Below are 21003 nucleotides of genomic sequence, written 5' to 3'. Positions count from 1 at the left end.
CGCAGGGCTTCTCTTCGATATCCGTCGATCTCCGGAATAGATCACTGTGCCTGTCTCTTTCTCCATCAGTACCGCACCTGGTGCTTCGACAAGGTTCTCATTTGAATTTTCCAGCGTTTCTGTCTAGGTTCTCCCCGGACACCAAGAGGGCTGAAAATAAAATTCAGTGCTATGCTCCATACCACTATACTCTTTTTGATCCTGCTGTATTTCGATAAACTCACTCCTATAAAATTCTCTCTGTTCTATTTTAAAAAGGCTTCTGTCCTGAAATATGCCAGAAATCCCAAAACAGACCGCAGAGAACAACAGCTCTTTGCTTCCATTCTCCCGGTCTCTTTCTTATGAAAACAGTAGAGGGAATCGTATTTTTTATACAGTCATTGTGAGAATACCTGTCATCTCTGGCTTTTTCATTCACAAAAAGTAAGAGATGCCTCTCTGTTTTCCATTGTTAAGGCAGCAACACCTGTGGCAATTTCTTTTGGATCTTTTCCATAGGCTGCCTCTGCTTCTTTCACGATCCGGACATTTTCTGTATTTGCCAGGATTTCTTTCAGGAATCGCACCGGTAAAACAGGTTTTTCCCAGACTGTATACTGACCCAGGGGAATATTCTGAAATGTAACTGCGGCAACGGCATAGCCATTTTCATCCACTTCGTAACTGTCTGGCACAAAAGTCACATAATCTTCATAATGATGAGAAACGCCCGCCAGATCTGTTCCTTCTACAGAAAAGAAAAATGTTGGATTTCCATGCGCCCAGATAATATCCGCTTCTTTTATTTTCTTCATTACAGTAATCGTTCCAAAAGGCAGGATCACAGGTGTATTTTCGGCCTGCAGAAAAATCTCACTCGTCAACGCACCTTCTTTTTTCTCAAAAACAACGGTTTTGTCATAATTGCCTTTGTAGTTCTCCGGATTTTTTGTTTCCACGATCCGGAACTTCCCACCGTTTTCCTCTGTGATCAGAAGTTCTTCCGTATAGTACGATTCTCTGTCGCTGTCATATCTTAAAATTCTCTTTTCGCCCAGATCATCTTCATAGGCTTTCTTTTCCTGGTTCCACTGATAAACTGTAAATTCCGCTCCGGTAAGCGGCTCTCCAGGTATATACATCTGTTTTTTTCAGGCGGATAACTCCCTTATATTCTGGTACTTTTTTATTCTGTACTTCCAGAAAAAGACTTACGCTTTCATCTGATATATCTACTTCCTGTTCCCATTTTCCTTCATATCCTTTCGGATTCCTGGTTTCTGTTATTTTAAATTTTCCGGTATTATCAGCTGTCTGCAAAAGTTCTTCACTGACATAAAGCTGCTGTTCACTGTCATATTGCAGAACTGTTCCTGTTGTCTTATACGCTTTCCTGGCAGCACTGTATTCATACAGCCTAAACTCTGCATCTTCCAGAATATCTCCGGTTTCTTCATCCGTTTTCCGGATTTCAATTTTCCTTTTATTTTTCTGATAATTCAGGGCTTCAAAGGTAAAGGTTTTAGCTGTTCCTGGCTCTGTCAGCCTGATATCTTTCTGCCAGTTTCCAGTATAATTTACAGGTGCTTTTGTCTCACGGATGCGGAATTTTCCCTGATTATCCTCCGTATAAGAAAATTTTTCCGAATTATAGGTTCGCTTCTGTTTGTCATAAGTCAGTGCTTTTCCGGTTTTTCCATAACTTCCTGTCTTCTTGCTCCATTCATATAAAGTAAATGCCGCACCGGCAAGCGGATCTCCGGTATCACCATCTTTTTTTGTAATAACAACTGTTCCACTGATATCCATAATATCTGTCACACTTACAGCCGTTGTTTTTCCGGATAAAACAGTAAAACTTTTAATCGCTGTGCTTAAGAGATAGCCTGTTGGTGCCTTTATTTCTTTCACATAATATTTACCCGGAATCAATTTGGAAAATGTGTAAACTCCCGTTTTATCTGTGGTTCCGATCTCTATCCTCTGATCTTTTTTATATCTGGTACGGTAACCGGACTTCAATGCTTCTGCCGCATAGATCGCATACTGTGCACCTGCAATCTTTTTTCCGGTATTAGCCTCTGTCTTGGTAATTTTTACATTTTCCGTAACCAAATGGTTTCATTGAAAACGTGAGCTGTCCTCTTGTTCCCTGATATACGTATGCTCCAAAATCCTGCACTCCATCTTTTCCTGTCTGTGATTTTCCATCTACCAGAATATAAGAAACCGGCTGTAACAGCATTTTACAGGAATACTTTTGTGATGCTGACGTCTCCAGTGGAAAGATCAGGTAAAAGCGGGCCCCATCTTTCAGAGTCAGACTTGTACCACTCATCATATTCGGACTTGTCAGATGTGCTTCCCGGTCTGCTGCACTTTCCCAATAGGCAAGCTGCCAGGTTGCTGTGGCCGGCCTGGTTATTATAATCCCATTTCCCGCTTTTCCTCCATCTGTTATTTTCAAAAGCGGGCTCATCTGAAATCCGTTTTTCATACTATTCGGTATATACGGCAGATTGTCCGGCCTCGATCGAAATACACTAAGTGGAATTGTCTGACCAGTTGCAGATATCCAGCCGTTTTCTCCATAAACAGACAAAGCAGCTTTATTTCTGGGTGGAATCGTTAATGTCCTGATCTTATTCAGGAAACGGTTGATTCCCACGATGCTCCACCTCAGTTTCTGTCGCATAGCCACAATCATTAAAATATGCTTTAGAAAGAGCAATGTGTGTAAAAACATATCGATTCTGCCATTTCGACCAGTTTATGTGACCGCAGGATGGATCATAACTGGTTCCCAGATCTCCCGGACCGCCATATCCAAAATACAGCAGTTTCTGAACTGTAGAATTTTTCAGCACTTTGACTGCATCATTTTTCAGTGTAGTGCTGTCCACGCCATCTTTTGTGGCTTTCAGACAATATAAGGGAGAAACTTTTTCTGCTCCCGTATCATCTACATAGTGTACGGATCGATAAGTGCAGCCCATGCGGGTCTGGTTTCCGGATCCCCAGAAATCATTTGCAGCTGTCCAGATTTCATCACAGTAAACTCTTGTCCAGACATCCAGGTAGTACTGAGAAGCACCCAACGCAGTAACCGCAAGAGTCTCATTGTCGTCTGCCGTTACCTGTGCACTTTCCGTCTGCGTAAAACTCTCCGCAAGAGCCGGTGAAAACGCAATCATTTCTCCATTTTCAATATCCTGGATCAGTTCCTGTGCTTCTTCGCTGTTTCCGGTCAGAAGATCTGCATTTTCCTCCGAAAAGACCGCAAAATCCGCTTCCTCACCGGACTGCTGCTCTTCTTCTGAAAAAATTTCTGCTGTTTTCTTATCATTTTCAGAAAAATTTCCAGACTGTTTATTTTCCGAAATCTCTGTTTCGGAATCACCCTGTGCCAGTGTTTCTTCTGTATCAGAAACTACATTTTGTTCCTGCTGTATACTTTCTGTTTCTGATCCACCATCTTCTGGATCTTCATTTTCCACAGCTTCCTCTATCTCTGGCAGATATTCTGAAGAGATTCCCATAACCGTACTGGCAGAAGCAGCTATGGAGGAACCAGAGATCAGCAGTGCCAGCAATGTACCGGTTATTTTTCTTTTCAATTTTTTCTTCCTCCTTTCCTGAGTACCAGAATTCCGGCAAGAAGGGACACTCCTTCCAAAATCAGGAAAAATCGGATTCCTGTATCATCTCCTGTTTTTACCGGAGCTGTTTTCCCGGAGGGAGCTCCTGTTTTCCTGGAATATCCATCAGAATTTTCTTCTTTTTCGGACTGCCCGGCAAGAGTTTGAGATGGCTGTATTTTTTCTTTTTGATCTTCTTCTACGGAAAATATCCATTTTACATCCCCGTTACGAAGTGCAAAATCATTATTAAGCTCTGACGGAACTGTAATCTGGAACTTCATTTCTCCGGATTTTCCCGGTTGGAATATTCCCAGCGAAACAGCTTTATTCAGAGAAACAGCCAAAAGATCTCCGGAATACAGTTTCTTTCCATCCATTGATATCACAAGCTTTAACTTTTTCAGAAATTCCTGATCTTTCACAGACTTACATTCCGCTGAAGTGCGGAAAAAAATCTCCGCCGTATTTTCCGTTGCATTTTTGATCTTAACAGAATCCTCAAGAACATCTCCCGGCATTGCCGCAGAAAATCCTGCAAAGAAATCTTCCGGAGCCGCGATCAGTTTATGTGCGTCTCTCTCAAATACTACCCTGAGCTTAACCTGACTCTTCCGTTTTACAACCCGGCCGTTGGTATCATGTATGCATCGCAGGATCTCCTGATTTCCCCAGGGCGACATAGCATTAAAATCCGGTGAAAAATTTGCAGCCTGAATGGCATCTGCCACGATCGTGATCCCCAGTTTTTTCTCCTGATAAGGTTCTGTCCATTCTTCCGGTATTGTCACTCCGGTAAAGATATCTGCGCTTTCTCCCTGCTCCAGCTTTCTGGTACAGTAAAAATACGCACCTTTTTTTACCCAGTATTTCGGCATTCCCGTCAGATTGGTGTCATTTAATCCTTTTCGGTTTTCCAGGTTATCTGCATACGTGATCTTCACTCTTACCCAACACGGTTCCGAACGATTTGTGATCCTTGGGATTTTGGATATCCTGTCACCAGGAAGGACCATTTTCTGATTCTGATACAAAATTTCTTTTCCATTCTTTTTTTCCAGTTCTTTCATCGAAATATTGATATCACCGGTAGAAATATGGTTCGTCACAGTTACTGAATCCGAAAATTTTCCATACGCAGATACACACATTGCAATACTGCCAGCTGTCAGAATTCCCGCCAGTATCCATTTAAGAAATTTCTTCAAGCTTTTCACTCCTCTCTGTATCTGCAGATATCGGGTTTTTAAAATAGTTCCAGGCACTTTCAAAATCAGAAAATCCTTCTGCCTGAACCGATTCTTCATACACATTGATCTCAAAGTCAGTAATACTGTCCTTATATGTATCATCGATCTTAGACGAATCAATGCGGAATCCGCTGCATAAAGGTGTGGTTTTCTCTCCTTCCGTGACAACATTTCGATAGTAATAATACCCGTCTTCATTGTTATACAGCCAGTTTACTGTATCCAGTCCAAGAAGTTCCACCCCTTTTCCAACATCATAATTGGAGTAGGAAAGAGCCATTCTCACATAACAATCCGCATGAAATCCTCTTTCACCACCGGAAAAGTTTCCTGCCCAGATTTCTTTAATATAGGAGGGATTCTCTTCCACTGGTGTCGGAGTCGGATCCGGAAAATTTTCTTCTATTTCTGTTGTCACATGTCCTACTGCCAGTGTATTTACTTTCTGATCAGAAGCGGAAAGATATGCAGCTGTTCCTGCTGTCAAAAGAAAACCGGCAGTAAGAAAAAAACATACAGAAATTTTCAGATTTTTCATCTGGTGACACCACCAGCCTGTCCTTTATTCTGATTTACATATTTCTGATATGCAGCCTTGGCCTGTTCCAGAACAGTTGTACTGTCATCCCCGGTATTCATGGACTGAATCGCATAAGCACGCACCGGCATATCCAGCTGCTGTGTATCCAGCTGTCCTTCAATGATATTGGCAAAAGTTACTGTGTCAAACAGTGTTGTTGTTTTTTCTCCCGGATTTAAAATATGGTTGTAAGCGTAGGTATACACCATATTCTGTCCGATTTCCTTTTTTTCCAGCTGTGTCCAGTCATTGTTCTTTGCATAACTGAAAAGTTCTGTTTTTGCCAGGGCATTTCTGGTCCCGTCCTGAGCCGCGGTAATTACTTCACTGACAGGCACCGACACCTCCAGATACACAAACGCTTCGTTTACGCCAACATTCTTTACATATGGATCTTTTTTGATCACCTGAGTAGGAACAATCTTTGTATTCTCTTCCGGTTTCCACCCTGGTTCATCCAGTTCAATATCTACTTTACCCACTGTAAAACTGTTGGTAGTTGTTTCAAAATCTGTAAGATATGCCGCAGTTCCTCCAGCTGCCAGTGCTGCGATCATTGCTCCAAGTGCGATTCCTTTTACCATTTTTCTGTTTTTCATCATAAATTCATTCCTCCATGCAATTTTTTTTATTCTTTTTTGGGGTATATGCCAGATCAGAGATCACTGACAGACCTGCCATAATACATACGGCAGTAAATGGGATCCGGGCTTTCAGAAAATATATGATATAGCCCAGATAAGGCAGGCAAAAGACCACCCGCCCGATGATCTGCGACTTTGCCACAGGAATCGGATCTGCGTTCTTGTTGGCGTCGCCTTTTGTAATAAAGGTACCTTCTTCTTTCTTCACAACTCTGTGTGTAACAACGGTATCTTCATTATGAAATGTGATAATATCTCCCGTTTCAGGGGAATACGCTCCTTCTTTTGTAAAAACAACGGCTCCTGTTGGAATCTTCGGTTCCATGGATCCGGAATAAACCACATATGGGCGTATCCCGAAAAGACCCGGAAGGAGAAGTACCATAGCAACTATGAGCATCAAAAACAAAGCTGCATTAAATATACATCGAAACAATATTTTCATTTCTATATTCTGTTTTATATACTATTTTGACAAAGATTTCCTGCTGTGGGAAAAGAAGTTTTTTATCCCGATCGTCCGAAAGATCTGGCGGCGACCGGCCCCAAATATACTGGTCCATAAAAACCTGCTTTCTGTCTGTTTCGCAATAAAAATTGTGGATATCATATGGAACGGAACCGTTCCGAAAAGTTCGTCTTATAAAGACGCTTATAGATAAAAATAAGATCTGTTTCAGATGTTGTTATTATAAAACCGGACTGCTGATAAGTCAACGAAATTCGTCCGACAAAATTCGACCATAAATTCCGACTTTCCAGAGAATTCCAGAAAGGAACTGCCACAGTCTTTTACTCCGGCAGTTCCCGGCAATTACTGTTGCGTAAGAGAATAAATGCACTCCAGCGGAATCATCATGATCTCCTGTATTTCTTTTTTCTCCTCTTCTCTGTTTTTTCCTGTAACCGGAATTTCGATTCGAAAAGCCGGCTGATGTATTGTTTCGCCATAAAACTGTTCAGGCCTTCCCATATTTCTGCGGTCCGACTGTTTCTCATAATCCATAGAATATCGTTCCAGTTTTCCTCTTGTACATTTTTTCAGATGACGCGCCAGGCGATAGCCTTTCTGACCAGCAGAAAATCCCTGTTCCTGCCTGTAATAGATGATCTTTTTTCCTGAACTGCAAAAAACCAGGAGCCCCCTGCTTGCATATTCCTGAAAGATGCGTATCAGTGCTTTTGTCTCATTTTCACTTGCCGGCTGCTGGTGTATCTTTTTTCTGTTGCAAAAACTGGTCGGAAAATTTAAAGCCGGATCCATTCCCCTGGCATTGCACACAAATTCATCACAGGGAACATCCTGCATTTTCAGCATCTGCCGAAAGATTGGATTACGCACAGTTCCATAGCCTTTTCGGCAGATCTCATATCCATCCGGATTCACTACCGGAATAATACAAAGTCTTGTCTGATCCAGAAGTTTTCTCACCTCATAAAATTCCTGAACAGTCCATCCACACTCATAATTCCGGCAAAGTTCCACTGCTGTTTCCGCAAGCCTGTCCGACATCTGCCCATCTGTTCCGGAAAAACCAGCTATACAGAAAATACATAGATCTCCGGTCCCTATTTCAAGCATGGGGATCATCCGGTCATCGTGGCTTTTTCCGATCACACGGAACTGTGTGAATTTCTGATATCTCTGAGCCGCTTCCCAGAGCAGATAATAAATATTTTCATAGGTTTTTTCCTGTACTGTTTCCATCTTTTCTTTCCCCCGATCTTTCCGTCATTTTATTATCTATGTATGCGGGAAAGCATAAAAAAAGAACCGGTATCTTAACACCGATTCCTTTTATTCACAAAATAATTCAGGATTCCGCCACCTACAATGATCACCATGGCAACCGCAACCACTCTCTTGGCGGCTTCCTGGGGCAGCTGCCCCTTTGATCCAATGGAAGCCTCATAAAAAGTCAGCGTATAATCAATTTCATGAGGTGCCCCCATGGCCAGTGTATCTGCGATCACTTCCATCTTATCATCCAACGCAGTAACTGGTATGGTAAATACAGAATTTCTGCCCTCTTCGCTTTCGTTCTGGAACTTCTCCCCGTCAACGATCATATAATCATAATTGGAACTGCTCCACTGAAGTTCTGCATACATTCTGCCATTCTTCACCAGCATCAGTGTTGGAGAAGATACACTGGCTTTTCCACTGCCACCTTCCAGATCTACCTGTATGGAATATTCCCCATCCTCCAGATCTGTTTCTATTCCATTTTCCTTCTGCGCCGCAGCCACAGATACCGGCCCTGCCAGCATCAGTGCGAGAAACAGTACCGGCATTATCTTTATCATGTATTTCATTTCTTTTCTCTCCATTTTCCCATTCTTTTTGTATCACTATAGCACAATGCATGTTTTCTGTAAAGAACCCTTCCGCCTGTTGAAATGTTCCCTGCTTTCAAGTATAATAGAGAGAAATTTGTGTACAAACGAAAGGAATGAACAGAGATGATCGAAACTAAAAATCTCACCAAAACCTTCGACAGTTTTACTGCTGTGGATTCTCTGGATCTTCGCATAGAAACCGGCGAATTTTTTGGACTTCTTGGTCCCAATGGTGCCGGCAAAACTACTACGATCAGTCTGCTTTCCACTTTGCTTCTGCCCACTGCCGGAGAGATCCTGATCAATGGACAGACACTGGGACGCAACCGACCGGATCTGAAACGTAAGATCAGTGTGATCACACAGGAATATTCCATGCGTCAGGATATGAATATGGATGAGATCATGGAATATCAGGGACGTCTTTATTTCATGCCCAGGAAAGAAATCAAAGAAAAAACAGAAGAACTTCTGGATTTCTGCGGACTTCTTCCTTTTCGAAAACGTACGGTACGTAAGCTTTCAGGAGGAATGAAACGAAAACTCATGGTATGCCGCGCTCTTCTCACAAGTCCCGAAATTCTTCTTCTGGATGAACCTACTGCAGGAATGGATGCGCTCTCCAGGCGGCAGATGTGGAATCTTCTCCGTCAGCTCAACGGAAAAAATCTTACCATTCTTTTAACCACTCATTATATGGAGGAAGCTCAGTCTCTCTGCAACCGGGTAGCGCTTATGGATCACGGCAAACTGGAAGAGATCAACACGCCCTCCGGTCTGATCGAAAGTCTGGGTAAATATACCGTTGACCAGGAAACTCCCGAAGGTCCCAAAAGCCACTATTTTCACAGCAGAGCTGATGCTATTGCTTTTCTGTCCTCTCTGGACGGGCAGTGTACCCTTCGTGAAACAACTCTGGAAGATGTTTTTGTAGAACGTGCAGGCAGACACCTGATGCAGCGATGATCTGCCATATATCATATTACTAATTTAATAGAATGGACGATGAATATCATGGGAATACTTACTATTTTATGGGAAAAATGGGTAGAATTTCGAAGAGATTTTTATAAGATCACACTGGCTGCCATGATCGCACCTTTAATGTATCTTATTGTTTTCGGAATGGGAATACAGACCTCTTCCCACGGGGAACCTTATCTGAACTTCCTGATCCCCGGAGTCGTTTCACTGACTACTATGAACGGAAGTTTTAATGCAATTGCCCAAAACTTAAACGTACAGCGTCTTTACGAGAAGGCATTTGACCAGGTCATGATCTCGCCAACTCCTCTGTGGCAGTTTATTGCAGGTCAGATCATCGGTGGCAGTCTCCGCGGTCTTTATGCAGGCGGAATCATTCTTCTGCTAACTATGCCCATTGGAACGGGACTGGTCTTCAATGGATGGTCTTTGCTGGTAATGTTTTTAAATGGTGCTGTATTTTCCGCAATTGGAGTTGTCGTTTCTTTCCTTGCGAAAAATCATGCGGATGTGCCCCGTTTTTCCAACTATATCATTATGCCAATGGCTTTTCTGTGTAACACATTCTTCTCTACAGAAAAGATTCCGGGATTTCTCGGCAATTTCGTGGCTGCACTTCCTTTGTCGCAGACCAGCCATCTGATCCGTACCATTGCTTCCGGCGGTGCGGTAAACTACATCAGTATTCTGATCCTGGCAGCTTATCTTGTTGCATTCAGCATTGCCGCTTCCTGGTTTATCTATAAGAAGAAAAATCTGTAACCATGCTCTGCAACTGATGGTTTCTGCTCATTGAACAAAACTTGTCAAGCAGATATTCGCAAGCCATATTCGCTACTTGCTCATAACCGAATAACAATTATATATCTGACAAAAAATCACCGGCTTCTCTGAAGATTGAGAAACCGGTGATTTTTGTTATATCTTTGTTATCCTATTCCGTGATCAGATATCTTTTTTTCTTCTTCTCACAATTACATATCCGCCTGCAAGAAGTGATGCCACGGCAAGTGCTGACATTGTTCCGATCGGTGAATTATCGGCTGTAGATACCGCACTTCTGGAAGTACTTCCATTACCTCCATTGGAGGAAGTTGCTGATGCCTCTCCTGTTACCGTTGCATCCGGATCTGTACCTGTCTGACCGTCTGTACCATCCGCACCAGGAGTTCCCGACGGAGTTAACTCTGCAGATTTGAACTGATATACCGCAGACTCGATGGTATCAAGCGGCTGCCAGTTACCATTGGTGTAAACATATTTCTGGAAGAATACATACAGATTGTAAGTATCTGCTTTTTTAATTCCTTTGGTAGAGCCGATCTTCCATGCTGTATGCTGCTGTTTGGCAGTTGGATTGGCAGCAGTGCTCCAGTAAAGCGGAACCCACTTCACATCACCCTCATTTGGATTCGGATTTGTCGTTCCTGCACCGATAACCGTAAAATCATAGAAGGTATTCGGATAGAACTGAAGTGCATCATCCAGTCCCTGCACAATACTGTCTGTTACAGGCGGAATATTTGCTCCCGGTACATTAGTCGGAGATGGTGTCGGAGTTGCCGGTCTTGAAGACTGAGACAGTGTAATCTTAAAGGATTTTGCTGTTTTTACAACACCATTGATCGTTGGCTGTAAATCAATATCTTTTCCCTTGGAATCTTTCGCTGTGAGGTATACTTCAATTTCTTTATCCGGAAGATTATTAAGTTCGATATTAAAGGATTTATCCGCTTTGATATTTATGCTTCCGCTTCCACCGTCTTTATCGGATCCTTTTACTTTCCAGGTGTAGTTACATACACCATCTGCACCGATGATACAGGTAACCGTAGCGGAAGAATGATCACGCCAGCTTAATCCGGTCCAACGGAGAGACGCTTTCGTGGTAGTGGTTTCTTTCGGACGTTTGGATTCAAGCAGTTTGATCCTCTTGGAGACTTCCTGTTTGTCTTTATCCTCGAACCATACCAGAAGATCAATCTTGTTCTTGGAATCAAGCTTATCCAGCGGGATTGAGAAATTACCTGCTTTGGAAACATCAACTTTGTTCTTTTTATCATTTTTTGCAGTTTTACCACGTACTACCCATTTATAATAACAGGTTCCTGCTTTGGTAGTATTCAGGGTTATGGATACCTTTGTACGGCTTGACCACTTGGAGCCAACGGCTTTTATAACTGGTTTGGTAACCGGAGCCGCAGTCTGTGTAATGGTCTTTTTTGCAGGCTCTGCATTTACAGATCCATCCGTTGCTTTTACCCATACATAGAGATCAACTGCGCCGCCTGTAAGGTTCTTAAGAGAAACGCTTGCTGTTTCTCCAGCTGCGATCGCTACGCCCTCAGTGGCGTCATCTATGGATGGAGCTGCTGCACCTTTCGCAACCCATTTATAGTAGTATGTACCGTCTTTATCTGAGGTGATCGTTGCTGTTGCGGTAGTTGATCCGTTCTTCCATGTAGAGTCTGTGATCTTAACGGTCGGTCTGTTGGAGACGAGTGCTCCTGTAGTGGTATCTACTTTAAAATTCTTATCTCCCTCATACTGTGGAGCCAGAACGCCAAGCGCTGCTTTAAAAGCTTCATCTGTGACATCTTCAGATTTTGCGATAGCAACATAATTCTCTGCCGCATTTTCTACAGAAAAACCGATCTTTGGAGACGTGATCTCTCCATTGACAACAATTTTTCCGTCTGTACCTGCAAGCACTACATTGGCTGCTGTCTGGCCGTCTGTTTTTGTATTTCCGGTGATCGTTGGCTCAGTATCTGCTGCTCCGTCACCTTTCTTTACAAGGATCATACCTGTACTGTAGACAGCTCCACCATCAGAATGATTGTTACTGATCTGACCGCCTGTGATCTGAACAGTTCCACCTTCATTAAAAATAGCTGCTCCTCTTGCAGTTGTCGTATTATTGGTAAGAGTAATGCCTGTTGTCATGGCAAATTTCGCACCGGATGCTACATGGACCAGAGAACCTGTCACCTGTGTTTCACCTTCAACGGAACCATCAACAGAGAGTGTTCCGGCTCCTTCCGCAACATCTCTCTTTGCCATGTAAAGGATACCGTTTACCTCGAAAAGATTGCCGGCATAGCTGTCCGCACGCTCAATTTTGGCATTCTCATCTTCTCCGACAATTGCAATTCCTTTATTTGCCGGAATTGTAACAGTGTTTGTAAGGGAAATCGTTCCACTGATAATAATCTTTGTAAGATCTGACTCCTGTACATTCGTCGTATCACTCAGTTCCGGAGCTTCATTGATAACTTTCTGAAGTTCTTCTTCACTTTTTACCACAGTTCCCTGCTCCGCTGTCTCCGCAGCAGCCGCCGCCTGTTCCTGTTCCAGCTGCTGCTGGGCAGCCTCGGCCTGAGCCTGTGCTTCTGCTTCTGCCTGAGCCTGCGCTTCTGCTGCTGCCTGGGCCTCAGCATCTACTGCAGCCTGTGCCCCGGCATCTGTATCAGTCTGAGCATCCGCCTGTCCATCTGTATCTTCCTGCTGGCTGTCCGCTCCGTCTACATTTGTCTGGGCATCAAACTCTGTGCCATCTGCAGCTCCTGTATTCTCCTCTGCAGCCTGGGCCTCGGCAGCTGCTGCGCCTGTATCTTCAGCAGCAAATGCTGCGGCAGGTGCCATTCCCACTGTCATGGAACCGGCAAGCAGGACTGCAAAAAGTTGCTTTTTTTTCATTTATAAGTCCTCCTGTTCGAGTTGATCTGTCTATTCAATTCAATAATCAGAAAAAGTATAGCACACCGTCCAAAAAAAGTAAAGCGGATGCAACACTCCGCTTTACCGGGCATCCGCTTACGGACGGACCTGTCCGTTTCCGTAAATGATATATTTGGATGTCGTCAGTGCAAGAAGTCCCATTGGTCCTCGTGCATGAAGTTTCTGAGTGCTGATTCCAATCTCTGCACCAAACCCAAATTCATTTCCATCGGTAAACCGCGTGGATGCGTTCACATAAACGGCCGCCGCATCTACCTCATCCAGGAATTTCTGAGCATGGCTGTAATCATTGGTAATGATCGCCTCTGAATGTTTTGTATTATATTTATTAATATGTGCAATGGCTTCCTCTACAGAATCCACTACTTTTACAGAAAGAATATAATCCAGATATTCTGTTCCCCAGTCTTCTTCTGTCGCAGGAACAGATTCCGGCATCAGTGCACCGGCATCTTTATCCGCACGCACTTCCACATGCTTCTCTTTCAGGCGCTCTGCCAGAACCGGAAGAAAAGCGTCCTTTACCTTGCGGTTTACAAGAAGAGATTCGCAGGCATTGCACACACCTACACGCTGTGTTTTGGCATTGATCACAATATCAGCAGCCATCTGAAGATCTGCGGTTTCATCCACATAAATATGGCAGTTGCCGGTTCCTGTCTCGATCACCGGAATCGTGCTCTGGTTTACGACCGCTTTGATCAGGCCTCGTCCTCCCCGTGGTATGAGAACGTCTACATATGCGTTCATCTTCATAAATTCTGCTGCTGTCTCCCTGGAAGTATCTTCGATCAGCTGGATCGCATTCTCAGTAATCCCGCAGGATCTCACGGCTTCACGGATACATTCCACAATCGCGGTATTGGAATGAATGGCATCACTTCCACCTTTCAGGATGACAACATTTCCGGTTTTAAAGCAAAGTCCGAACGCATCAGAAGTTACATTTGGGCGTGCCTCATAAATGATTCCGATCACGCCTAGTGGTACCCGTTTCTGTCCGATCATAAGTCCGTTGGGACGTTTTTTCATGCCGGTAACTTCTCCTATCGGATCTTCAAGACCTGTAAGCTGGCGAAGTCCGTCTGCCATTCCCTCAATACGCTCCGGTGTCAGCATCAGACGGTCAATGAGGCCCTCTGACATCTGATTTTTTCTTCCGTTTTCCACATCCAGGGCATTGGCTTTCAGAATTTCTTCTGTGTGCTCCACAAGAGCTGCTGCTGCAGCTTCAAGGGTTTTGTTTTTATCATTTGTAGAAAGATTTCGAAGAACGGTCTCTGCATCTTTTGCATTCTGTCCCAGTTTTTCAAGCATTTCATTCATTTCAAATACTCCTGCCTTTCTTTCTGTCTCTTTATTGCATTTCAGCATTTTACTGCATATCGCGATAGATCTTTTCTTCGGTAACAACAACCTGTGGCCGGATATCTGTCGGTTCTGTGGGAACTTCCGGAAGGATCTGGAAGGAAAAACCTACCGCAACTCTGCAGATTCCCGGATGTTTCTCCAGAAATCGATCATAAAAACCGCCGCCATAGCCTACACGGTCACATTTCTCATCAAATGCAACTCCCGGCATGATCATCATGGCATCTTCCCATGAAACAGTTTCTCCGTCTTCCCTTGGCTCCGGAATTCCAAAATAACCGGATTCCAGCTGTGAAAAATCCGTCAGTTTATAAAATATCATATCTTTCCCGAATACCTTCGGTACAGCCACTTCTTTGCCATCTTTCCATGCCTGCTCGATCATATAACGGGTGATCACTTCATGATTGTAATCTGCATATGCCATGATCCGCTCTGCGTTTCTGTATTCCGGAAGTTTCGTCAGTGTCTCTGTGATCACATGGCTTTTTTCCTGAATCCAGGCATCATCATGTTCTTTTCTGGCTTTAAAGATTCTTTTTCTAATTTCCTTTTTTTCTTCCATATTTTTCTCCCAGGTTGGTGATACTGCCATCCTTTTCTTTGATATCGATATTATTCAGATGTGCACGAAGGCTTCCCTTTACCGCATCCAGATACTCTTTGCGCAGCTTCGCCTGTTCTACTTTTTCCTCTTCCGTGAGGCCTACACTTTTCTGTTTATGTGCCAGTGCGTTGATTCTGTCGATCTTGATATTGTCCATCATAATAATTATTCTCCTTACAGCAGTTTCTCAATATAATCAATGAGGAAGAATTCTTCCTTCTTGTTTCCAACAAACAAAGTTCCGCAGTTCTTACCCTCCACGATCCTGTGGATATTATGGAAATCATTTCCATTGGCAATAACCATGTCCGCTCCGGCTGCTGTTGCAATGATCGCAGCGGTAAGTTTGGTTGCCATTCCACCGGTTCCCACATTGCTTCCTGTGGAAGATTTTCCAAGTTTTCTCATATTGTCATCCATATTTTCTACAATGTCAATAAACCGGGCATCAGGATTGGAATTGGGATCGTCCGTGAAAAGTCCGTCAATGTCAGACATCAGGATCAGAAGATCCGCGCCGATCAGAGCCGCAACTACAGAAGAAAGTGTATCATTATCTCCGAATTTTACCAGATTCTGGAATTCATAGGAAGAGACAGAGTCATTCTCATTTACAATAGGGATCACGCCCTCTGCCAGAAGCTGATTAAAGGTATTCTGAGCATTCCTGCGGTTGGTATTATTGACCATAGTATTCTTGGTCATCAGGATCTGCGCCACCATCTGATTGTATTCTCCAAAAAGTTTCTGATAGATAGTCATCAGTCTGGCCTGGCCAACTGCCGCACATGCCTGTTTCTTTTCAAGCTCAGCAGGTTTTCCCTTCATTCCCAGAGCTGCTGCTCCCACAGCAATGGCTCCGGAAGATACCAGAACCACATCTTTCCCCTGGTTGTGAAGATCACTGAGTTCTCTTGCAAGGATCTCCAGTTTACGAAAATCCAGTCTTCCTGTTTCTGAATGGATCAAAGATGAAGATCCGATCTTGATTACGATACGTTTCTTGTCTTTCAGACGTTCTCTGTAATTTGCATTCATGTTTCCAATTCTCCTGATACCTGTATATTCACTGCATGATCCGGCCAACCATATTATTGTCCGGATCTGCTTTTTTCTTTATATGATACGGGCTCTGATTCGCTGTATACGCTTCCCGCTTTCTATTGATATGTGACAGAATCAATCCTGTCGTTCTGTACGATCTCAACCCAGGTAGTTCCCTGATTTAAACGGATCTCCTGTTCATTTCCATCATAATAATGAGTTATTCCCCAGGGTGAATCTTTCTCCCAGCGGATATCGATGGCTTTTCCTCTGGTAATAAACTTACCTTCTCCTCCGGAAATGGCATCAATGTTCAGATATCCGTTTCCGTCGTAAGCCGGGCATGAGGAATACTGCAGGATAATATTATCGCAGGTTATCTGCTGGTTATCCAGCTGATCTACATGTTCCTTTCCGAACTGGAACCGTTTGTATTCCCCGGATGTCTCATCGTATTCATACCATGGATGGTTATCTGTGAAATTATCCAGTTTCACTGTATTAGCGGTGATCCCATCCTCCGGTACGATTTCCACCCCATCTTCCGCAAAAAGATAATGTCCCTCGTAGTCTTCTTTATATTCCTGGCTGTATCCCATGGCATCAATACCAGCCTGAAGGTGTGCAGCATCTGTATAGGCATTGTGAGGTGCCTTCCTGTCACTGGTCCGGAAAAATGCCAGTTTTCCCATCTGGATCCCGTTGAGATTGTCGATCACATGCTGTTCCAGATAAGGCAGGGCATAAGCCGCCTGTCCATAATGCGCGTAAATCGCATTGAATTCATTGGCATAAAAGAGATAATAATCGCGGCAGCTGCGTACAGACCCGATCCGTTCCAGCTGATCGTAATCTTCAAGAATTCCCATAAGACGGGTAATGTTTCCCTCTACCGGAGCTTCATACACAACTCCGGCATGATTGATCCCACTCTGCGGCGCACCGGAACTGTTGTTGCCCATCATAACGGCAACCGGCCGCCGGCGTCCGATGCTCTCGGGAACATTCTCACCGGTAAGATAGCTCTTTACCTGTGTTTCTGCCTGACTGCCTGTATTCGGCTCAAAGCCTACCAGATCCTGCTGTGCTCCGAATGCAGGGACGCTCTGAGCGACACAGATGCATGCTGTCATAATACCTGCCAGAATACCTGTCTTTTTCGTTCTCATATATTACCTCCTTTTCTTCCGGCGGAAAGATCTTCCGCTTAACTTTTTTCGCGGTTACGCTGTCTTCCGATCTGTCTTATCGATTGATACCCAGCTCTTTAAGTGCATTCGCCTGCTTGGCTTCCATGACTTTCGCCTCATCCTCTGTCATATGATCATACCCAAGAAGATGGAGCATGCTGTGGGCAACCAGAAAGCAGAATTCTCTTGTAACACTATGTCCGTACTCCTCTGCCTGGGCAAAAACTTTCGGCACTGAGATCATGATATCTCCCAGCAGGAGTTCATCACTGTCCAGATCAAAATAAGATTCATCCTCTTCCACTACAGAATAGTCTGCCGGGGTTTCGAAAGGGATCATCGGAAAAGACAATACATCGGTAGGGGCCTGGATATTCCGGAATTCTGTGTTTACTCTCTTGATCTCCTCATTATCGGTAAGAACCAGATTGACCTGTCCATCATAAGGACATTTCTCCATTTCCAGAACCTTATCCGCAACCTGGGATGCAAGGGCAGCATAATCGATCCCGAGCTCCTGGTCTGTTTCATATTCGATATTTATGGTCATCTTCTGTACTCCTTATTCTTCACAGCATACCTGTCATCTTTCCGGGATTTGGCAGGTTTCTGCTTTTTCTCATAATCATCATAGGCCTGCACAATCTGCTGTACAAGAGGATGACGCACAACATCCTTGCTGGTCAGCTGGCAGAACCCGATATCATCAATCTTCTTCAGAACCTTCATGGCCACATCAAGGCCTGACACCGCATCTTTCGGAAGGTCTTTCTGGGAAGCATCGCCTGTGATGATAACCTTGGACCCAAAACCGATTCGTGTCAGGAACATCTTCATCTGTGCGGGGGTGGTATTCTGTGCTTCATCCAGAATGATAAATGCATTATCCAGAGTACGACCTCGCATATAGGCAAGAGGAGCAACCTCGATCAGGCCTTTTTCCATATTTTTTGCAAAGCTGTCTGCCCCCATGATCTGATAAAGTGCATCATACAGGGGACGAAGATACGGATCGACCTTACTCTGGAGATCTCCCGGAAGAAATCCCAGTTTCTCGCCGGCTTCAATGGCAGGTCTGGTAAGAATAATCCTGGAAACTTCTTCATTGCGGAATGCGGTTACTGCCATAGCCATGGCAAGATATGTCTTACCGGTTCCTGCAGGCCCCACTCCAAATACGATCATCTTCTTACGGATCTGTTCCACATAATCCTTCTGTCCAAGTGTCTTGGGTTTAATGGGTCTTCCCTGTATGGTATTACAGATAAAGTCCTTGTCGATTTCCTCCATCACGGAACCGATCTTCTCCATGGCAAGAGAAAGTGCATAATTCACATTCTGCTGTGTGATGGTATTGCCTCTGCCCGCAAGGGTATTCAGTTCCTCCACGATCGCCTTCGCCTGTGTAGCTCCCTCCTGGCTTCCCAGGATTTTAAGAGAACCATCCCGGAAGATCATGGTTACGTTCAGAGTTCTTTCGATCAGCTTCAGATGCTCGTCAAACTGTCCGAAAATATTCGCCTGGCGGTCTGCCGGCACATCCACATATAATTCGATAATGCTGCTAGCCATCCTCTGGTGTCCTTTCTTTCGGCTGCGTCTTTCTTTCTGTAGGGCCTTCCTTTCCTGTCTTTTCTATGACAGTAAGAGAACCTCTGCTGACGCAATCCTGATGTTTTATTTCTATTTTAACATTATTTTCAGATATTTGAACCCCTTTTTCTATTAATTTTTCTTCATAAATATAAAGCCTCTGAATGGCCTGTTTTTTTGCGGCCTTTTCTGTCAGTTTTTCTTTTCTGATCTCATATTTTCTGGTGGTGATGATTCCCGCGGAAATGGGGAGTCGAAAATTTTCAGAAGGTACAAACGGATATTCACAGATCAGACGATCCTCATTCTTCTTCGCAGCAGGAGACAGATCCAGGATCCAGTTTTTATTTCGGATAAAAAAACTCCATTTTCCTTTTTCCCTGTAAATTTTTTTCTCTATAGTAAGTGGAAATGTATCATAATAATCAATGGTATAGCGTACATAAACATCTGCATCTGCCTGAACATACTCATAACGGACTACCTCCTGACTGTCATCTGTAATGTTGACAATACCGGAAATCAGTTCCTGTCCCTTTTTTACTTCTTCACCACTCTTGATCAGGGGAGTGCCCTGTCGTGTGACCACAGACTCTACAATTCCATCCACAGTTGAAAAAAGGCTGCAGGCAGCTTTTGATGTTTCTTCAGATAATTTCGTATCGCCTTCCCGGATTTCAAAACCCAGCCTGGTCCCGGAAAGTTTTGCCGATACCCAGGTAATTTCCGGAAACTCCCGCCGCATCTCTTCTGCCAGTGCATTGCAGTGGATCTTCTTTTTGGATACTCCACAACAGATGCCTTTCTCTTCCAGAAAGTCTACCAGCTGTGGCGTAGGATTTAAAATATTCCCCTCTATATGAATGTTCCAGACCCTTCCGGACAGAAAAAAAAGGACTCCGATCACCGTCAGAACTCCTGCCGGCAGGAGTTTATTCCGTCTGCACGCCAGCAGAAAAAAAACAGGTCCTCTTTTTTTCAGGATATGAATATGTACACCCGTTTTCCTCCGAAGAGGACCGATCAGAAAAAAATCTTTCACCCGCATTGTCAGCAGAAGTTCTTTTTCTCCTGTCTGAACGATTCTCCTGAACATTATCCCACGGCTTTTGCACAGATTCAGGAACCGTTCACGCTGTTCGCCTGTAACGGACAGTCTTACAAAACCAGGAATCATTTTTTCTTTCCCTCCTCAAGCAGAATGCTTTCGATCCGTCCGCAGACACACATTTCAAATGCTGTATAACAGGAAATTTCCAGGCGTTTTCCATGGATCACAAGTCTGCCGGACGGAGTCAGAATTATGATCTCCTCTCTTGTATAGCGCTGAAGATTCCTGTAATTTTCAACGATCGCCCGGCGTTTTCCGGTAAGGATCACCTGTGTTTCACGAAACGCCGGTTCCACCGGCAGATCCAGAAACTCCGACATTTTTTTCATAAAAAAATCCTCCGGCATTTATCATTAATCTATGCCAGAGGATTTCTTCATATGTATTATTTGCGGATCAGAACCATGGAAAACCAGAGAATGGTATTTCCCCCCAGATTATATTCCATCTGTTCCCGTTCCACGATCTCATTTACCACGACACCATAGCTTTCCAGACAGGGATGCATATGTTCCGGAAAACGGCAGGGTTTTCCATCCAGATACGCACATCGTTTACAGTAATCACAGGATTCCGTGGAAAGAGTAAAGGTCTCATATCCTTCTCCCTCCAGAAAATCCCGGACTTTTTCTGTAAGATCTTCGTGTGCCATTCGTGTGGAAAGCATCTCTTCCATATTCATCATGTCCGATACTTCCGCCACACTGGAAAAAAAGATCGCCTGTGGAAAACTGTGGATCTTTTTCTCACATTCCGGAAGTTCTCCTACTGCCGGGGGACAGGCCCAGGTGCTGCCATAGCGCTCACATTCCTGTTTGCAGATTGTCCGTACACGTTCCTGCACTTTGATATCAGCTGTGTCCAGCAGACGATACTCAAAAATCGGATACTGGGCAATAAAATCTTCAAATTTTTCTTTTATATCCAT

General features: G+C 43.9%; 23 protein-coding genes. 2 read left to right on the top strand and 21 right to left on the bottom strand.

Translation table 11 applies throughout. The annotated features are described in order from the left end of the window. Positions 1–413: 413 nt before the first annotated feature. The 10 genes from AC04Q6_RS01275 to AC04Q6_RS01230 all read right to left on the bottom strand — a co-directional run bounded on the left by AC04Q6_RS01275 (position 414) and on the right by AC04Q6_RS01230 (position 8410). On the bottom strand, positions 414–1124 hold the full coding sequence (locus AC04Q6_RS01275; RefSeq protein WP_476389477.1) for a hypothetical protein: 711 nt from the start codon (positions 1122–1124) through the stop codon (positions 414–416). Then, on the bottom strand, positions 1048–2097 hold the full coding sequence (locus AC04Q6_RS01270; protein ID WP_476389476.1) for a SpaA isopeptide-forming pilin-related protein: 1050 nt from the start codon (positions 2095–2097) through the stop codon (positions 1048–1050). The genes AC04Q6_RS01275 and AC04Q6_RS01270 overlap by 77 nt, the downstream gene beginning before the upstream one ends. Then, positions 2057–2650 (bottom strand): hypothetical protein, encoded by a 594-nt coding sequence (locus AC04Q6_RS01265; protein ID WP_476389475.1) that lies wholly within the window; start codon positions 2648–2650, stop codon positions 2057–2059. The genes AC04Q6_RS01270 and AC04Q6_RS01265 overlap by 41 nt, the downstream gene beginning before the upstream one ends. Next, entirely contained in the window at positions 2625–3599 is a 975-nt protein-coding gene (locus tag AC04Q6_RS01260) for a thioester domain-containing protein (RefSeq protein ID WP_476389474.1), read from the bottom strand. Before AC04Q6_RS01260 ends, AC04Q6_RS01265 begins: the two co-directional genes overlap by 26 nt. Then, a complete protein-coding gene (locus tag AC04Q6_RS01255; RefSeq protein WP_294419172.1) occupies positions 3596–4828 on the bottom strand; it encodes a hypothetical protein in 1233 nt (410 codons plus the stop codon). The genes AC04Q6_RS01260 and AC04Q6_RS01255 overlap by 4 nt, the downstream gene beginning before the upstream one ends. Continuing rightward, positions 4812–5408: a hypothetical protein gene (locus AC04Q6_RS01250; protein ID WP_118062953.1), complete on the bottom strand. Its 597-nt coding sequence runs from the start codon at positions 5406–5408 to the stop codon at positions 4812–4814. Before AC04Q6_RS01250 ends, AC04Q6_RS01255 begins: the two co-directional genes overlap by 17 nt. After that, positions 5405–6052: a TasA family protein gene (locus tag AC04Q6_RS01245; protein ID WP_021977771.1), complete on the bottom strand. Its 648-nt coding sequence runs from the start codon at positions 6050–6052 to the stop codon at positions 5405–5407. The genes AC04Q6_RS01250 and AC04Q6_RS01245 overlap by 4 nt, the downstream gene beginning before the upstream one ends. A gap of 4 nt (positions 6053–6056) precedes the next feature. Then, positions 6057–6539 carry a signal peptidase I gene (locus AC04Q6_RS01240; protein WP_118062955.1) on the bottom strand — a complete coding sequence of 161 codons (483 nt, stop codon included), beginning with the start codon at positions 6537–6539 and terminating at the stop codon, positions 6057–6059. A gap of 369 nt (positions 6540–6908) precedes the next feature. Beyond that, entirely contained in the window at positions 6909–7802 is an 894-nt protein-coding gene (locus AC04Q6_RS01235) for a M14 family zinc carboxypeptidase (protein WP_021977768.1), read from the bottom strand. Positions 7803–7876: 74 nt separating this feature from the next. Then, the gene (locus tag AC04Q6_RS01230; RefSeq protein ID WP_021977767.1) at positions 7877–8410 is read right to left on the bottom strand and encodes a hypothetical protein; all 534 of its coding nucleotides are present in this window, start codon (positions 8408–8410) and stop codon (positions 7877–7879) included. A 147-nt stretch (positions 8411–8557) separates the two neighbouring features. On the opposite strand from AC04Q6_RS01230, the gene AC04Q6_RS01225 reads away from it, so the two are divergent. Both AC04Q6_RS01225 and AC04Q6_RS01220 read left to right on the top strand, forming a co-directional pair. Continuing rightward, a complete protein-coding gene (locus AC04Q6_RS01225; RefSeq protein ID WP_021977766.1) occupies positions 8558–9400 on the top strand; it encodes an ABC transporter ATP-binding protein in 843 nt (280 codons plus the stop codon). Positions 9401–9448: 48 nt separating this feature from the next. Continuing rightward, positions 9449–10180 (top strand): ABC transporter permease, encoded by a 732-nt coding sequence (locus AC04Q6_RS01220; protein WP_021977765.1) that lies wholly within the window; start codon positions 9449–9451, stop codon positions 10178–10180. 183 nt (positions 10181–10363) lie between these two features. On the opposite strand, the gene AC04Q6_RS01215 is transcribed toward AC04Q6_RS01220, so the two are convergent. The 11 genes from AC04Q6_RS01215 to AC04Q6_RS01165 form a co-directional block, all read right to left on the bottom strand. Next, positions 10364–13117 (bottom strand): hypothetical protein, encoded by a 2754-nt coding sequence (locus AC04Q6_RS01215; RefSeq protein WP_476389473.1) that lies wholly within the window; start codon positions 13115–13117, stop codon positions 10364–10366. A gap of 117 nt (positions 13118–13234) precedes the next feature. After that, a complete protein-coding gene (locus tag AC04Q6_RS01210; protein ID WP_476389472.1) occupies positions 13235–14485 on the bottom strand; it encodes a glutamate-5-semialdehyde dehydrogenase in 1251 nt (416 codons plus the stop codon). A 49-nt stretch (positions 14486–14534) separates the two neighbouring features. After that, entirely contained in the window at positions 14535–15095 is a 561-nt protein-coding gene (locus AC04Q6_RS01205; RefSeq protein ID WP_021977762.1) for a 5-formyltetrahydrofolate cyclo-ligase, read from the bottom strand. Next, a complete protein-coding gene (locus tag AC04Q6_RS01200; RefSeq protein ID WP_118064326.1) occupies positions 15073–15294 on the bottom strand; it encodes a DUF896 domain-containing protein in 222 nt (73 codons plus the stop codon). The genes AC04Q6_RS01205 and AC04Q6_RS01200 overlap by 23 nt, the downstream gene beginning before the upstream one ends. Positions 15295–15311: 17 nt before the next feature. Further along, on the bottom strand, positions 15312–16175 hold the full coding sequence (gene proB, locus AC04Q6_RS01195; RefSeq protein ID WP_021977760.1) for a glutamate 5-kinase: 864 nt from the start codon (positions 16173–16175) through the stop codon (positions 15312–15314). Positions 16176–16297: 122 nt separating this feature from the next. Beyond that, positions 16298–17350 (bottom strand): DUF3048 domain-containing protein, encoded by a 1053-nt coding sequence (locus AC04Q6_RS01190; RefSeq protein WP_118064257.1) that lies wholly within the window; start codon positions 17348–17350, stop codon positions 16298–16300. 76 nt (positions 17351–17426) lie between these two features. Beyond that, entirely contained in the window at positions 17427–17921 is a 495-nt protein-coding gene (ybeY, locus tag AC04Q6_RS01185) for an rRNA maturation RNase YbeY (protein WP_021977758.1), read from the bottom strand. After that, a complete protein-coding gene (locus AC04Q6_RS01180) occupies positions 17918–18943 on the bottom strand; it encodes a PhoH family protein (protein ID WP_021977757.1) in 1026 nt (341 codons plus the stop codon). Before AC04Q6_RS01180 ends, ybeY begins: the two co-directional genes overlap by 4 nt. Beyond that, positions 18936–20141: a sporulation protein YqfD gene (locus AC04Q6_RS01175; RefSeq protein WP_476389471.1), complete on the bottom strand. Its 1206-nt coding sequence runs from the start codon at positions 20139–20141 to the stop codon at positions 18936–18938. Before AC04Q6_RS01175 ends, AC04Q6_RS01180 begins: the two co-directional genes overlap by 8 nt. Further along, complete coding sequence (locus AC04Q6_RS01170) at positions 20138–20404, bottom strand: YabP/YqfC family sporulation protein (protein WP_021977755.1); 267 nt, start codon at positions 20402–20404, stop codon at positions 20138–20140. Before AC04Q6_RS01170 ends, AC04Q6_RS01175 begins: the two co-directional genes overlap by 4 nt. Positions 20405–20460: 56 nt before the next feature. Beyond that, positions 20461–21003 carry a DUF2284 domain-containing protein gene (locus AC04Q6_RS01165; protein ID WP_021977754.1) on the bottom strand — a complete coding sequence of 181 codons (543 nt, stop codon included), beginning with the start codon at positions 21001–21003 and terminating at the stop codon, positions 20461–20463.

The organism is Blautia sp. HA9023 (genome assembly GCF_056504095.1).
This window is presented reverse-complemented; position numbering and strand designations above follow the sequence as displayed.

Excerpts from the sequence above, each read along its gene's own strand:
- AC04Q6_RS01275 (WP_476389477.1), bottom strand. The coding sequence starts at position 1,124 with ATGTATATACCTGGAGAGCCGCTTACCGGAGCGGAATTTACAGTTTAT.
- AC04Q6_RS01250 (WP_118062953.1), bottom strand. The coding sequence starts at position 5,408 with ATGAAAAATCTGAAAATTTCTGTATGTTTTTTTCTTACTGCCGGTTTT.
- AC04Q6_RS01245 (WP_021977771.1), bottom strand. The coding sequence starts at position 6,052 with ATGATGAAAAACAGAAAAATGGTAAAAGGAATCGCACTTGGAGCAATG.
- AC04Q6_RS01240 (WP_118062955.1), bottom strand. The coding sequence starts at position 6,539 with ATGAAAATATTGTTTCGATGTATATTTAATGCAGCTTTGTTTTTGATG.
- AC04Q6_RS01235 (WP_021977768.1), bottom strand. The coding sequence starts at position 7,802 with ATGGAAACAGTACAGGAAAAAACCTATGAAAATATTTATTATCTGCTC.
- AC04Q6_RS01230 (WP_021977767.1), bottom strand. The coding sequence starts at position 8,410 with ATGAAATACATGATAAAGATAATGCCGGTACTGTTTCTCGCACTGATG.
- AC04Q6_RS01225 (WP_021977766.1), top strand. The coding sequence starts at position 8,558 with ATGATCGAAACTAAAAATCTCACCAAAACCTTCGACAGTTTTACTGCT.
- AC04Q6_RS01220 (WP_021977765.1), top strand. The coding sequence starts at position 9,449 with ATGGGAATACTTACTATTTTATGGGAAAAATGGGTAGAATTTCGAAGA.
- AC04Q6_RS01215 (WP_476389473.1), bottom strand. The coding sequence starts at position 13,117 with ATGAAAAAAAAGCAACTTTTTGCAGTCCTGCTTGCCGGTTCCATGACA.
- AC04Q6_RS01210 (WP_476389472.1), bottom strand. The coding sequence starts at position 14,485 with ATGAATGAAATGCTTGAAAAACTGGGACAGAATGCAAAAGATGCAGAG.
- AC04Q6_RS01205 (WP_021977762.1), bottom strand. The coding sequence starts at position 15,095 with ATGGAAGAAAAAAAGGAAATTAGAAAAAGAATCTTTAAAGCCAGAAAA.
- AC04Q6_RS01200 (WP_118064326.1), bottom strand. The coding sequence starts at position 15,294 with ATGGACAATATCAAGATCGACAGAATCAACGCACTGGCACATAAACAG.
- proB (WP_021977760.1), bottom strand. The coding sequence starts at position 16,175 with ATGAATGCAAATTACAGAGAACGTCTGAAAGACAAGAAACGTATCGTA.
- AC04Q6_RS01190 (WP_118064257.1), bottom strand. The coding sequence starts at position 17,350 with ATGAGAACGAAAAAGACAGGTATTCTGGCAGGTATTATGACAGCATGC.
- ybeY (WP_021977758.1), bottom strand. The coding sequence starts at position 17,921 with ATGACCATAAATATCGAATATGAAACAGACCAGGAGCTCGGGATCGAT.
- AC04Q6_RS01180 (WP_021977757.1), bottom strand. The coding sequence starts at position 18,943 with ATGGCTAGCAGCATTATCGAATTATATGTGGATGTGCCGGCAGACCGC.
- AC04Q6_RS01175 (WP_476389471.1), bottom strand. The coding sequence starts at position 20,141 with ATGATTCCTGGTTTTGTAAGACTGTCCGTTACAGGCGAACAGCGTGAA.
- AC04Q6_RS01170 (WP_021977755.1), bottom strand. The coding sequence starts at position 20,404 with ATGAAAAAAATGTCGGAGTTTCTGGATCTGCCGGTGGAACCGGCGTTT.
- AC04Q6_RS01165 (WP_021977754.1), bottom strand. The coding sequence starts at position 21,003 with ATGGATATAAAAGAAAAATTTGAAGATTTTATTGCCCAGTATCCGATT.